The organism is Catenulispora pinistramenti (assembly GCF_018274385.1).
Classification (GTDB): Bacteria; Actinomycetota; Actinomycetes; order Streptomycetales; family Catenulisporaceae; genus Catenulispora; species Catenulispora pinistramenti.
Genome location: NZ_JAAFYZ010000095.1, coordinates 24,249 through 37,320, shown reverse-complemented (window position 1 = coordinate 37,320; position 13,072 = coordinate 24,249). Strand labels below are relative to the sequence as shown.

Annotated in this window: 10 protein-coding genes; 6 read left to right on the top strand and 4 right to left on the bottom strand. The window is 70.3% G+C overall.

Going from position 1 to position 13,072, the window contains the following annotated elements; translation table 11 throughout:
- On the top strand, positions 1-1,021 hold a 1,021-nt coding region (locus KGQ19_RS25505), incomplete at its 5' end, for a sensor histidine kinase (RefSeq protein ID WP_212012578.1).
- Positions 1,022-1,036: 15 nt separating this feature from the next.
- On the opposite strand, the gene KGQ19_RS25500 is transcribed toward KGQ19_RS25505, so the two are convergent.
- The 3 genes from KGQ19_RS25500 to KGQ19_RS25490 form a co-directional block, all read right to left on the bottom strand.
- Positions 1,037-2,050, bottom strand: coding sequence for a GlxA family transcriptional regulator (locus KGQ19_RS25500; RefSeq protein WP_212012576.1), 1,014 nt, complete (start codon positions 2,048-2,050; stop codon positions 1,037-1,039).
- Positions 2,051-2,119: 69 nt separating this feature from the next.
- Positions 2,120-3,385, bottom strand: coding sequence for an MFS transporter (locus KGQ19_RS25495; protein WP_212012574.1), 1,266 nt, complete (start codon positions 3,383-3,385; stop codon positions 2,120-2,122).
- A gap of 179 nt (positions 3,386-3,564) precedes the next feature.
- Positions 3,565-4,461: an SDR family oxidoreductase gene (locus KGQ19_RS25490; protein ID WP_212012572.1), complete on the bottom strand. Its 897-nt coding sequence runs from the start codon at positions 4,459-4,461 to the stop codon at positions 3,565-3,567.
- A gap of 126 nt (positions 4,462-4,587) precedes the next feature.
- Here KGQ19_RS25490 and KGQ19_RS25485 point away from each other — a divergent pair, with 126 nt between their 5' ends.
- From KGQ19_RS25485 to KGQ19_RS25470, 4 genes are all read left to right on the top strand, one after another.
- Positions 4,588-5,064, top strand: coding sequence for a MarR family winged helix-turn-helix transcriptional regulator (locus tag KGQ19_RS25485; protein WP_212012570.1), 477 nt, complete (start codon positions 4,588-4,590; stop codon positions 5,062-5,064).
- A gap of 245 nt (positions 5,065-5,309) precedes the next feature.
- Positions 5,310-6,521, top strand: coding sequence for a DUF4185 domain-containing protein (locus KGQ19_RS25480; RefSeq protein ID WP_212012568.1), 1,212 nt, complete (start codon positions 5,310-5,312; stop codon positions 6,519-6,521).
- Positions 6,518-8,305 carry a DUF8189 domain-containing protein gene (locus KGQ19_RS25475; protein WP_212012566.1) on the top strand — a complete coding sequence of 596 codons (1,788 nt, stop codon included), beginning with the start codon at positions 6,518-6,520 and terminating at the stop codon, positions 8,303-8,305. The genes KGQ19_RS25480 and KGQ19_RS25475 overlap by 4 nt, the downstream gene beginning before the upstream one ends.
- A gap of 65 nt (positions 8,306-8,370) precedes the next feature.
- Entirely contained in the window at positions 8,371-9,198 is an 828-nt protein-coding gene (locus KGQ19_RS25470) for a hypothetical protein (protein WP_212012564.1), read from the top strand.
- Between the two features lie 132 nt (positions 9,199-9,330).
- Here KGQ19_RS25470 and KGQ19_RS25465 read toward each other — a convergent pair whose 3' ends face one another.
- Positions 9,331-10,875: a PLL family lectin gene (locus KGQ19_RS25465; RefSeq protein WP_212012562.1), complete on the bottom strand. Its 1,545-nt coding sequence runs from the start codon at positions 10,873-10,875 to the stop codon at positions 9,331-9,333.
- Between the two features lie 195 nt (positions 10,876-11,070).
- On the opposite strand from KGQ19_RS25465, the gene KGQ19_RS25460 reads away from it, so the two are divergent.
- Positions 11,071-13,038, top strand: coding sequence for a potassium transporter Kup (locus KGQ19_RS25460; RefSeq protein ID WP_212012560.1), 1,968 nt, complete (start codon positions 11,071-11,073; stop codon positions 13,036-13,038).
- Positions 13,039-13,072: the final 34 nt, after the last annotated feature.

The window sequence follows — 13,072 nt, the reverse complement described above, 5'->3', positions numbered from 1 at the left end:
CAGGGCGGCGGGGGCGGCCGGACCAGCTCACCTGTCGGCGGCGGCCCCGGGCCCGAACTCGCTCTCGGGCGCGGTACTGCTCCAGAAGATCGACCAGACGGTGCGGGCGGTCCAGGACACCGCCCTGCGCGAGATGGTGCTCTGGTCCGCGGTCGGCCTCGTGGTGCTGGCGTTGGCCGCCGGGGTGCTGGGCTGGCGGCTGGCCGGACGGGCGCTGCGCCCGGTCGCCGCGATCACCGGGGCGGCGCGCCAGATCAGCGAGGAGAGCCTGCACCAGCGGCTGTCCCTGACCGGCCCCGACGACGAGTTGCACCGCCTCGCCGACACCTTCGACACCATGCTCGACCGGCTGGAGAAGTCCTTCGAGAGCCAACGCCGGTTCGTCGCGAACGCCTCCCACGAGTTGAAGACACCACTGGCCGTCCAGCGCACCTGTCTCCAGGTCGGGTTCGCCGATCCGCTGCCCGACGGACTCGCCGAGGTGCGCGACGACATGCTCGCCGCCAACCACGAGGCCGAGCAGCTTATCAATGCCCTGTTGCTGTTGGCGCGCAGCGATCGCGGGGTGGAGGCCACGGAGCCGGTGGAACTCGGCGGCGTGGCCCGGATTGCGGCCGCCGAGCTGGCCCCGTTGGCGGCGACGAACGAGGTCGGCGTCAAGGTCTTCGAGGCGGCCGGGCCGATGGTCGTGCACGGCGACCCGATCCTGTTACGGCACCTGCTGACGAACCTCACGAGGAACGCGGTCCAATACAACCGGCGCGGGGGTTTTGTGGACGTCCGCCTCGACGCCGCCGCCGCGACGCTGACCGTCACCAACACCGGCCCGCACGTATCGTCGGAGAAGGTCCTCGACCTGTTCGAGCCGTTCCGCCGTCACGGTCCGGACCGCACCGCGCAGAGCGGGCACGGCCTGGGCCTGTCGATCGCCCGCTCGATCGCCGAGGCCCACGGCGCGGAGCTGACCGCGCAGCCGCGCGCCGAGGGCGGGCTCGTACTCACGTTGCGCTTCAAGCCATGAGCAGGCGCCTTCGTATCAGCTGGCCGCCGCGGCGCTGAACGGCACGGCGCTGAACGGCACGGCGGTCGCGAACCGCTGCCGATAGCCGTGCGGGCTCACGTGGAGGTGCCGGCTGAACGACCGGCGCAGCGTCTCGACCGTGCCGAAACCGCACTGCCGGGCGATCTCCTCGATCCGCTCCTCGCTGCTCTCCAGCAGCATCCGTGCCCGCTCCAACCGGACCGCCTCGACGTAGGCGGCCGGCGTGGAGCCGGTCTCGGCCGCGAAGACGCGGGCGAAGTTTCGCGGGCTCATCAGCGCCCGGTTGGCCAGGGCGGTCACGGACAGGTCGTGGTCCAGGTGGTCCGCGATCCAGTCCTGCAGTTCCCTGATACTCGGCCGGGAGGCAGCTTGTCCGGCAAGGCCGCGGCTGAACTGGGTTTGGCCGCCCGGGCGCCGGATGAACAGGACGAGTTGGCGGGCGACCTGGAGCGCGACTTGCGGCCCCAGGTCCTCCTCGACCAGCGCGAGCGCCAGGTCGATGCCCGCGGAGACCCCGGCGGAGGTGTAGACGTCGCCGTCGCGCACGTAGATCGGATCGGGCAGCACGGTGACGGCCGGATACTCGCGGGCCAGATCGGCGCACGCGGCCCAGTGGGTCGTCGCCTTCCGGCCGTCGAGAATGCCCGCGCGCGCCAACAGGAACGCGCCGGTGCAGACGGACGCGGTGCGCCGCGCGCGCCGGCTGGCCCGGCGCAGCCAGGCGATCAGCTCCTCGTCCACCGCGTCCCGGCGCTTGCCGATGGCGCCGGCGACGATCAGCGTGTCGATCCGGCCGCGGAACCGGTCGACGGTCGCGTGGGGCACGATCCGCAGACCGCTGGACGTGGTCACGACCGGGGCCGGCGCGACCACCTCGATCTCGTAGCCGGTCCGGCCGCGTCCGGCGAACTCGAAGACGTCCGACGGGCCGGTGATGTCGAGCGCCTGGACTCCGTCGAAGGCCACGATGACCACGCGATGGGGCGAGGGGGCGCGCACGTTGCTCATTCCTCCATGATGAAGCGGCAGGCCGCTGGCTGCAAACGTCTGCTCAGGACGATTACTGCCAACCGGCGATCACTGCCGCGATGACAGCCGACCGGGCCGGGTCCGCCACGCCTCGCCGGCGACGACGAGCGCCAGGGCCGCGATCGCCACCCCGAAGATCTCGAAGGTCCGGTTCAGGCCCAGCGGGCTACTCAGGAGTCCGGCGGCGATCGCGGGCAGCGACAGCGCGCCGTAGGCGACGATGTAGAACGCTGACATCACCGCGGCCCGGTGCTCGGGCGGCACGGCCGCGGACAGCGAGCGCAGGCCGCCGAGGAACGCCGTGCCGAACCCGAAACCGGCGATCACGCTGGCGACGACGAACAACGCGCCCGAGCCGACGGCCACGGCGGCGACGAGCAGCCCCATGCCCGCGGCCAGGGCCAACGAGCCGTAGCTGGCGCCCGCCCACGGCGCGCCGCGTCCGAAGACCACTTGGGACAGCGCGGCGGCGGCCGGCAGGCTGGAGACTACGAGCCCTGACAAGACCACCGAGTTGCTGTGCAACAGATTCGCGCTCAGCTCGGGGCCGAGAGACAAGTACAGGCCGTTGAGCGACCAGGACGAGAGCACCGCGAGCGAGGCCAGCAGGAACGCGCGGCGGCCCGACGGCGGCACACTCGGGCGCTGCGGCGTGAGCCGGATCCGGGCGCCGGGGCGCGGCGTCACCGGGTCCTGGAGGCACAGAGTGGCGATCGTGGCGATGAGGAGCAGGACCGCGAGCAGCACGTAGGGCAGCACCCGGGGCGCGGGCAGGTACTGCACGAGGACCGAGGAGGCGAAGATGCCGAGCCCGATCCCGCCGGCCGACGCCACGCCGTTGGCCAGCCCGACCGAGATCGGATCGCGGCGGGGATGCAGGTCGAGCAATGACGCGCTGGCCGCGCTCAGGGCCAGACCGGTCGCCAGGCCCTGCAACCCGCGCGCGGCGTACAGCCACGCGACCGACTGGGCGGGCATGTACACGATCGTGGAGACCAGGATCCCGCACAATGCGACGAGCAACACCGGGCGGCGGCCGATCTCGTCCGACACCCGTCCGGCCAGCAGCAACGCCACGAGCACCCCGAAGGCGTAGGTCGCGTAGACGATGGTCAGCACCACGGCGGAGAAGCCCCACAGCTTGCTGTAGGTGTCGTAGAGCGGCGAGGGGATCCCGGAGGCGAACATCGCCAGCCCGACGATTCCGGCCGCCAGCAGATAGGCCGAGCGCGGGGCGAGCGGTCGCCGGATGAAGCTGGATCGACGGTCGAGGTCCGGGCCGGGGTCGGCTTCGGCCGTCTCGATGATAGTCATGGTTCTATGGTCGGCGCGGCCTCGGTTGGCAGCAATGACACATGGGGGACGATATCTGCCAACCTGCAGCCTGGCGCCGGCCGGGCTGCGCCGGACGGTGGCGGGTCGACCCGAGCCGAGCCGAGCCGCCTCACGTCATGCCGAGCACCTCAAGCCACGTCGCCTCAAGCCACGTCGCCTCAAGCCACGTCGGACTCCGCCGCCCGCAGATCAGTCAGCAGATCCGGGCCGCCGGGCTCCCAGTCCAGCCGCTGCCGGGTCGAAGCGCCGGAAGCCGGCAGATCCAGCTGGGCAAGCTCCGCCAACCACCCGAAGTACTCCGGCGCCTGCTCGGCGGTGATCGACTCGACCGGCAGGTCCAGTCCCGTCCCGATCGCCTCCGCGATCTCGCGCAGGGCCACGCCTTCCTCGGCCACGGCGTGGTAGCGAGCGCCCGCCTCGCCGCGTTCCAGCGCCAGCCGGTAGAGCCGGGCCGCGTCGGTGACGTGGACGGCCGGCACCCGGTTCCGGCCCTCGCCGACGTAGGCGACGCGGCCTTGTTCCTCGGCGACCTGGATGTGCCAGCTGATGCGGCCCTGCCGGCGGGTGTCGTGCACCTGCGGCAGCCGCATCACGATGACGTTCGCGCCCGCCGCGATCAGCGCGTCGGCCGCCTCCTCGGACGCGGCACGGGGGAACACCGCCGAGGTGGCGTGCGGGTCGGTCTCGCGCACCGGGCCGCCGTCCGCAGACCGGACCAGGCCGGTGCCGGAGGTGACGATCAGCGGCCGGTCGGTACCGGCCAGCGCCGCGCCGAGCGCCGCGATGACCTTCCGGTCGTTCTCGCTGTGCAGCTTCATATCGGCGGCACTGTGGTCGAAGGCGGTGTGGACGACGGCGTCCGCCGCCCCGGCCGCCTCGCGCAGCCCGTGCAGGTCGTTCACGTCGCCCCGCACGACCTTCGCGCCGGCCCGGATCAGCGCCTCGGCGCCGCTCTCCGAGCGGCTCAGCCCGGCCACCTCATGACCGCCGCTGATCAGTTCCCTGACGATGAACGATCCGACGAACCCGGTGGCGCCGGTCACGAATACCTTCATGATGAGTTCCTTCCTTCCCCCGAACCACTGAGCTCAGGCTATCACAAGCACTTGTGCACACAATGTATATAGATACACAGCCACTTGTGTTCACAGCGAGTAGTGATCGCCGCGTATCATGCAGGCATGGACACGACAGCGACCGGAGCCGAATCCGGGCCGGGGGCCGACGCCGGAAAGGGAGCCGCGCTCTCGGGGCTGCTCCGGGGCCGGCTGCGCGAAGTCAGCGCGCTCATCGAGCAACGCGGCGAGGCCGCCCTGTCCGGCACCGCCCTGTCCCTGCCGCTGAACCACATGCTCGACGCGGTCGTGGCCGAGCCCGGGGTGACCGTCACCGAGATCGCCCAACGGCTGGGCAAGAGCCAGCAGGCGATGAGCCAGGCGGCCGCGCGCCTGACCACACTCGGGTTCATCGAGCGCCACGTCGGCACCGGCCGCACGGTCGGCCTGCACGCCACCAAAGCGGGCCGGACCGCCTCCGCCGACGGCGTCCGCCGCGAACTCGCCGCCGAGGAGCGGACCCGGCAGGCGCTGGGCACCGAGCGGTTCGACGAGCTGATGGCGCTGCTCGCGCGCGCTCGCGAAGCATTGCTGGAGGGTTAAGGGCGGAAGTGGTCGCGGCGGATCAGGACTTCGCCGGGCACGACGACCGCTACGAGTAGCCGCACCACCTCGCCGAACGCGCCACCTGGCCGCCCCCGCGCACCGCACAGTCCCGCACCGCATCAGTCCTCGCGCATCCCGCCGCGGATTGTGCGATCGCTATGCGCCGATTGTGAACCGCCGTCTCAATACTGCCCTCCGTGACAGCCGTCGCATCCTGACCCCGATGAACAAGAGGGTTGAGAATGTCTGAACTTTCACGGAGCGGCCGCGACTTCAGCCGGCGCTCGCTTCTCAAGGCCGGCACCGGGCTGACGGTGGGGGCGGGCCTCGGGCTCGGGGCGGGCATCGGTGCCGCGGCGCCGGCGGCCGCCACCAACGGGGTGGGGCAGACCGGGACTCCGTTGTGCCAGAACCCCGGCGGCGATTCGGCCAGTCAGCAGGGGCTCGGCTGCGGGGACCTGGGGATCCCCTACCACCGGCAGCATGACAACAGCTGGGGCTACGTCTTCGGCGACTCCTATGGCGGCCCCAACCAAGGCGACAACTACCTCGGCTCGCCGGTGATGCTGAACCAGGCGACATTCGACAGCAGCGGCGCGACCCCGATCTCGTTCACGTGGGCGATGCCGACCTACGGGCAGGCGCGCCAGACCTTCAACTACCGGCACGGCGCGAACAACGGACTCGGCGACGTCGAGGTGACCCGCATCCCGAACGACTGCATCGAGTTCGGGGGCCGCACCTACATCCAGTACACCTCGGTCTTCACCTGGGGCCCGCCGGCCGGCTACGACGGCTCGGTGTGCTCCGGCGTCGCCTACTCCGACGACTACGGCGTCACCTGGACCGACTTCGGCTACCACTGGCCCGGCGACCGGACCGGCGGGAACGAGTCGCTGTACGGGATGTGGTCATTCGCCGGCATCGACGCCGACGGGTTCCTGTACATCTACTCCAAGCGCTGGAACGGCAGCCACAACAACTCCGCGGACCAGGGGCTGATCCAGCTGTTCCGGTTCACCCAGGAGGACTTCCACAACGGCGCCTGGCAGAACCAGCAGAACTGGGCCGAGGTCAGCAGCGGCAACTGGCAGTGGACCTCCAACGCCTACCCGACCCCGCTGTTCCCGGCGGCCAACAACTTCGGCGAGTTCTCGGTCAAGAACATCAACGGTACGTACTGCATGAGCTACTTCGACGTCGACAACTACGCGATCTACACCCGCACCTCCCCGCGTCCCGAAGGCGGTTGGTCCGTGCCGCTGCCCCAGATCGTCGGCGACTACCGCTACCCCACCTACTGGGGCAAGCCGCAGGTGCCGAGCCTCTACGGCGGCTACATCCACCCCGGCAGCGCCAGCGCGACCTCGCTGACGCTCATCGTCTCGCAGTGGCCGGGGAACAACGCGCCGAACCCCTACCGGGTGCTCCAGTTCGACGGCATCAACCCATGAGAGGGCACACCATGCGCGCGGCGAAACGGCGCGCCCTCGGCCTGCTGACCGGCGCCGCCGTGGCCGTCGCGACCGTCGGACTGGCGGCGCCCTCGGCCTCCGCGGAGTCCGCACCGCCCGGCTACTCCGTCACCGGCATCGACATCTCCAGCAACCAGGGCCCCACCGTCGACTGGAACCAGGTCCATGGAGACGGCGAGCGCTTCGCCTACGTCAAGATCAGCGAAGGCTCGACCTACCTGAACCCGACCGGCCCGCAGCAACAGGCCAACGCGAAGGCGGCGGGCCTGTTCGCCGGTCCCTACGTCTGGCCCCACCCGGACACCGGCCTGTCCACGGCCGTGCAACAGGCCGACTTCTTCATGGACCACGCCGACTACGTCGACGACGGCACGATGCTGCCGCCGATGATCGACCTCGACGACGGCAACGCCGAGGGCCTGGGCCTGTGCTACGGCCAGTCCCCGGCCGACATGGTGGCCTTCCTGCACGCGTTCACCAACGAGGTCCAGGCGCGCGCCGGACGGCCGCCGGTGATCTACGTGGGCGCGCCGTGGTGGAACACCTGCACCGGCGGCGACACCTCGTTCGGCACCTACCCGCTCGATTTCGCCGACTACGCCTCGACGCCGGGCGCGTTGCCGAACGGCTGGTCGGGCTTCGCCATCTGGCAGTTCAGCGGGAGCGGCACCGACGTCCCCGGTGTGAGCAGCGCGACGGTCGACAAGGACGTCTTCAACGGCACCCTCGCCGACCTCGCCGCGTTCTGCGCGCCGCCCGGCGGCCATGGCGGCCGGCATCCGTACGCGTCGGGCCGCATCGTGTCGGCGCGGGACGCGGACGGCCGGCTGGAGACGTTCGCGGCCGGTCCGGACGGGATCTGGCACGCGTGGCAGAACTCACCGAACGGCACGTGGTCGAACTGGGTGAACGAGGGCGGGCTGCCCAACGCGCAGCTGGCCATCGCCCCGAACGCTGACGGCCGGCTGGAGCTGTTCGCCGAGAACTCCACCGAGCTGGACCACCTCTGGCAGACCGCGCCGAATGCCGCCTGGTCGACCTGGGCCAAGCTCGGCGGCGGCGGATACCAGCTCGCCGCCGGGACCAACGCCGACGGCCGGATCGAAGTGTTCGCCTCCAACAGCTCGGGGGTCTTCCACATCTGGCAGACCGCCCCCAGCGGCGGCTGGAACTCCAGCTGGGCCGGGCTCGGTGGTCCGGGCGATTCGCAGTTGCAGATGGAGAACGCCCCGGACGGCCGGCTGGAGGTGTTCGCCCTGTCGGACACCACGTTCGGCCACCTATGGCAGACCGCTGTCAACGGCGGCTGGTCCGCCTGGGAGACCTTCGGGGGCGGCGGCACCGGCCTGACGGTCAACCACAACGCCGACGGCCGTCTGGAAGTCTTCGCCTCCAACGCCAGCGGCGTGTTCCACAAGTGGCAGACCTCTTACACCACCTGGTCGGACTGGGCCGGCACCAACGGCGGGGCAGCGAGTTCGCAGCTGGCCTCCTCGACCGCCCCTGACGGCCGGATCGAGGTGTTCGCCGTCAACGGCAGTACCACCACGCACCTGTGGCAGACCGCGGTCAACGGGGTCTGGTCGGCGTGGGCCGCGTTCGGCACCGGCGGCACCGCCGTCGACGCCAACGAGAACCAGGACGGCCACGAGGAGGTGTTCGCTTCCAGCAGCACCGGCGTCTACCACATCTGGCAGACCAGCCCGACTGCCTGGGCGAGCTGGCAGTACCTCGCGAGCACCGCCGGGCCGTCGATGACGTAGGCCCCTTTTTCAACGTAGCCCCTTTTTCTGTTGACACAACAGAAAACCCCGGCCATCCTCGAGGCATGTCCGAGCCGTCGAACGAGGCCGCACCACGCCGTGGCCGCCCGCGTAAGGATCCTGATCGGCTTGCCGTCTGGAGCCCGCCGCCGGGATGGTCACGGCTGGTCGCCTGGGTCGCACCGGAGGAGAAGGCCGTCCTCAAGGCGGTCGCGACCCGGGCCGGGGTGCCGGTCGCCGATCTGGTGCGGGCGCTGGCGGCCGGACTCGTCTACGGGGTCGTGGACGCCGAGGAGTTGCTGACACACGTCCGCAAGGGGGCCGCAGTCATGGAGAAGATCCCGACGATTTTCGAACGCGACGACCGATTCCACGTCGTCGACAAGCCGCGCGCGGAGTGCGACTGGGTGTTCGCCGGGGCGGGCCGGGCGACCGAGAAGCTGGACGGCACGAACGCCCGGCTCACCGTCCGCTCCGGCACGATCGTGCGCGTGGAGAAGCGGCGCAATCCGTCGAAGGCGCAGAAGGCCGCGGGCATCGTCGACGGCTGGTACGTCGACACCGACGAACACGGGGCCGAGGACAAGTGGCTGCGCGAGGCCGCCGCCAACACCGTCGTCGCGTCCTGGCCGGACGGGGAGCACAGCGTCGAGGCGCTCGGTCCCCGGATCCAGGGCAACCCGCTGGGACTGGACGAGCACGTCTGTGTCCCGTTCAACCTGATCGTCCCGGACTACCAGGAAGCGCCGCGCACCTACCAGGAACTGCACGACTGGCTGACGACCCTGGAATCCCGTTACGCGCCGGGCCATCTCGCCGAAGGCGTGGTCTTCCACCACCCCGACGGCCGGCGCGCGAAGATCAAGCGGAAAGACTTCGCCCGCGCACGGTGACGGTTGGCGGCGGATGGCGGCGGATGACAGTGAAAGGGCTGACAGCGGAAGGCCGATGGCAGCTGAAAGCGGCGTCGCGGTCTCCCACACGAGACCGCGACGCCGCTTTCACCCGGTGCGGAAGACTGCCCCTCAGGACAGCGCCGGTCCGGCCGTGTTGTTCACCCAGCCCCAGTCCGACCAGGTGCTGAACCCGGTCTGCCACTTGTGGTAGACGCCCGCGCTGCTGGCGGCGAACACCTCCTCGTGGCCGTCCTGGTTTTCGGCGGCCTCGACCGAGGTACCGCCGGTGCCGAAGGTCTCCCACGCCGACCAGTTCCCGTCCACGGCCGCCTGCCAGATGTGCGTGGCGGTACTGCCGTTGATCGCGAACACCTCGATCCGGCCGTCGATCGCGACCGAGGAGGACAGCTGGGAGGTGGCCGCGCCGCCGTTGGTGGTGGCCCAGCCCGACCAGGTGGTGGCGCTGGTCTCCCACTTGTGGGACACGCCGTCGGCGTTGGAGGCGAAGACTTCCAGACGGCCGTCCGCGTTGTGATTGACCGTCAGGTCCGTGCCGCCGCCCCCGAAGTTCTCCCACGCCGACCAGCCGCCGTTCGCAGCGGTCTGATACAGGTGGCCGAACGTGGTGTCCGACAACGCGAACACCTCCAGGCGGCCGTCAGAGGAACGCTCCATCTGCAACCGCGAGTCCGCGGGCCCGGCGACTCCGGCCCAGTCCGAGAACGGGCTGTTCGGCGCCGTCTGCCAGCAGTGGAAGACCCCGGTGTCGTTGGAGGCGAACACCTCGATCCGGCCGTCCGCGTTGGCCCCGGCGGCGATCCGGTATCCGCCGCCGCCGAGCTTGGCCCAGGTCGACCAGGCGGCATTCGGCGCGGTCTGCCAGAGGTGGTCCAGCTCGGTGGAGTTCTCGGCGAACAACTCCAGCCGGCCGTCAGCGTTCGGGGCGATGGCCAGCTGCGCGTTGGGCATCCCGCCCTCGTTCACCCAGTTCGACCACGTGCCGTTCGGCGAGTTCTGCCAGGAGTGCCAGATCCCGTCCGGACCGGCCGCGAACGTCTCCAGCCGGCCGTCCGCGTCCCGCGCCGACACGATGCGGCCGGACGGGTAGGGGTGCGGCGCCACCGCGGTGTCGTCGACGACCTGGTTGTAACGGCGCGCGGAGAGGTCGCCGTTGGCGATGCCGTCGACGTAGCCGGCGTTGATGTTGCCGGTCAGGTGCTGGACCGGGGTCTCGCCGAAGGAGTAGTAGAGGAAGTCGCCGTTGGCGTCGGTCCAGTGGTCGAAGATGAACGTGTGCTCGGTGTAGTTGATCAGGATGTCGCCGGGCCGCAGATCGCTCCGGTCGATCGGGACCGTGAAGGTGTCCCACAGGCCCTCGGTGGCGGGGTCGGCGTTCAGGTGCCAGGCCATGTCCACGTAGCCGGAGCAGTCGCGGCGGTAGTTGTGGTCCCCGCCCGGGCCGGGCGACCAGCCGCTCTGATCGTAGGGACCCGGCTGGTTGTCGACCCAGTACTGGGCCCGCGCGATGATCTCGCCGCGGCTGATCGGCCCGCCGATCGCCGAGGCGGCGGAGGCGCGCGGGGCACCGGACACGCCGATGCCGGTGACGGTGAGCAGCAGGCCGGCGATGGCCAGCAGAGCCCTGACAAGGCTCTGCGGCGTTCTTCGTTTCAAAGGTCCTCCCGGGACTCGGCAGATCGGTGGCTGAATCGGGAGTTTCCCAGCCGCTCTTCACAATCCGAGCACAGTGACAACATACCCGGGGAAAGAGCTGAGGGGAGTCATCCGATCACCGTCCGACGCCTACGTGTTCCACATACTTGACGGCCTCTTGCTCACGCCCCGCACACCTGTCAGGATCACTGACCTGTGATCAGTAACACCACGGGGACGTCCTCGCAGACCGCCACACCCGCCGCCGACGGCGGCGGACGCCGGACCCGCAAGGCCGGTGCGACCGCGTTGATGCTCGGCGCGCTGGGCGTCGTGTTCGGCGACATCGGCACCAGCCCGCTGTACGCGATGCAGACCGTCTTCACCGCGGACAACAAGGCGGTCGGGACATCCGCGGACCAGGTCTACGGCGTCGTCTCGCTGATCTTCTGGGCGATCACGCTGATCGTGTCGGTCAAGTACGTGAGCTTCATCCTGCGCACCGACAACGACGGCGAGGGCGGCATCATGGCGCTCACCGCCCTGATCCAGAAGCTGGACTTCCGCTCCACCAGGACCAAGGTACTGCTGGTCGCATTGGGGATACTCGGGGCGTCGCTGTTCTACGGCGACGGCATGATCACCCCGGCGATCTCGGTGCTGTCGGCGGTGGAGGGCCTGAAGGTCTCCGCGCCCGGGCTCAAGGACTACGTCGTGCCGCTGACCGTGGTCATCGTGATCGGCCTGTTCGCGATCCAGAAGTACGGCACCGCGCTGGTCGGCGGCCTGTTCGGACCGGTGATGACGGTCTGGTTCGCGATCATCGGGGTGGCCGGGGCAACCGAGGTCGCCGCGCACCCGGCGATCATCAAGGCCCTGTCCCCCAGCTACGGCGCGATGTTCATGGTCCACCACGGGGTGGTGGCGTTCATCGCGCTGGCCTCGGTGGTGCTGGCGGTCACCGGCGCCGAGGCGCTGTACGCCGACATGGGCCACTTCGGCCGCCGGCCCATCCACCGCGCGTGGTTCTTCCTCGTCTTCCCGGCGCTGACGCTGAACTACCTGGGCCAGGGCTCGCTGATCCTGCGCCGCCCGGAGACGGTCTCGAACCCGTTCTTCCTGCTCATGCCGAGCTGGTCGCAGTGGCCGATGGTGATCCTGGCCACGGTGGCGACCGTCATCGCCTCGCAGGCCGTCATCTCCGGGGCGTTCAGCGTGACCCGGCAGGCGATGCAGCTGGGCTTCCTGCCGCACATGACCATCCGGCACACCTCCGAGCACGAGATCGGCCAGGTCTACGTGCCGGTCGTGAACTGGTTCCTGTGCTGCACGGTCACCGCCCTGGTGATCGGCTTCGGCTCCTCGGCCTCGCTGGCCTCGGCCTACGGCGTCGCGGTGACCGCGACGTTCATGCTCAACACCATCTTGTTCCTGGCGGTGGCCCGGGTCCTGAAGGGCGTCGCGCCCTGGAAGATCGCGCTGGGCGCGGTGCTGTTCCTGACCACCGAGACGGCGTTCTTCGCCGCGAACCTGACCAAGGTGGTGCACGGCGGCTGGCTGCCGCTGCTGGTGGCGACCCTGGTCTTCACGGTGCTGAGCACCTGGCGCCGGGGCCGGGCGATCGTCACCCCGAACCGCACCGCGCTGGAGGGGCCGCTGCGCGCGTTCGTGGACGAGGTGGACGCCCTGCGGCCGCCGATCCACCGGGTGGACGGGGTGGCGGTGTTCCTCAACGCGAACATCGAGACCACGCCGCTGGCCCTGCGCGCCAACGTCGAGCACAACCACACCCTGCACAAGACCGTGGTCATCTTGTCCGTGATGGTGGAGAAGGTCCCGCACATCCCGAGGTCCGAGCGGCTGGTCTTCGACGACCTCGGGCACAGCGAGGACGGCATCGTGCACCTCACCGCCCGGCTCGGCTTCCAGGACGAGCCGAACGTGCCGCGCATCCTGCGCCGGGCCACCGAACACCCGGACGCCGGGGAGATCGCCGGGATCGACGTGGACTCGGTGTCCTATTTCCTGTCCCGGATCGCGATCGTGCGGACCGGCGCCAAGGGGATGCGGTCGTGGCGCAAGCGGCTGTTCCTCACCATCGCGCACAACGCGGCGAGCCCGGTGGACTACTTCGGGCTGCCGGCCGACCGGTGCGTGATCATGGGGGCGCACGTGCCGGTGTAGGCGCGCCGCCCGCCGGGGCTCGCCGGAGCGCGCC

Coding starts and splice junctions, on each gene's coding strand:
- KGQ19_RS25495 (WP_212012574.1), bottom strand. CDS start 3,385: ATGACTATCATCGAGACGGCCGAAGCCGACCCCGGCCCGGACCTCGAC.
- KGQ19_RS25500 (WP_212012576.1), bottom strand. CDS start 2,050: ATGAGCAACGTGCGCGCCCCCTCGCCCCATCGCGTGGTCATCGTGGCC.
- KGQ19_RS25480 (WP_212012568.1), top strand. CDS start 5,310: ATGTCTGAACTTTCACGGAGCGGCCGCGACTTCAGCCGGCGCTCGCTT.
- KGQ19_RS25490 (WP_212012572.1), bottom strand. CDS start 4,461: ATGAAGGTATTCGTGACCGGCGCCACCGGGTTCGTCGGATCGTTCATC.
- KGQ19_RS25475 (WP_212012566.1), top strand. CDS start 6,518: ATGAGAGGGCACACCATGCGCGCGGCGAAACGGCGCGCCCTCGGCCTG.
- KGQ19_RS25485 (WP_212012570.1), top strand. CDS start 4,588: ATGGACACGACAGCGACCGGAGCCGAATCCGGGCCGGGGGCCGACGCC.
- KGQ19_RS25470 (WP_212012564.1), top strand. CDS start 8,371: ATGTCCGAGCCGTCGAACGAGGCCGCACCACGCCGTGGCCGCCCGCGT.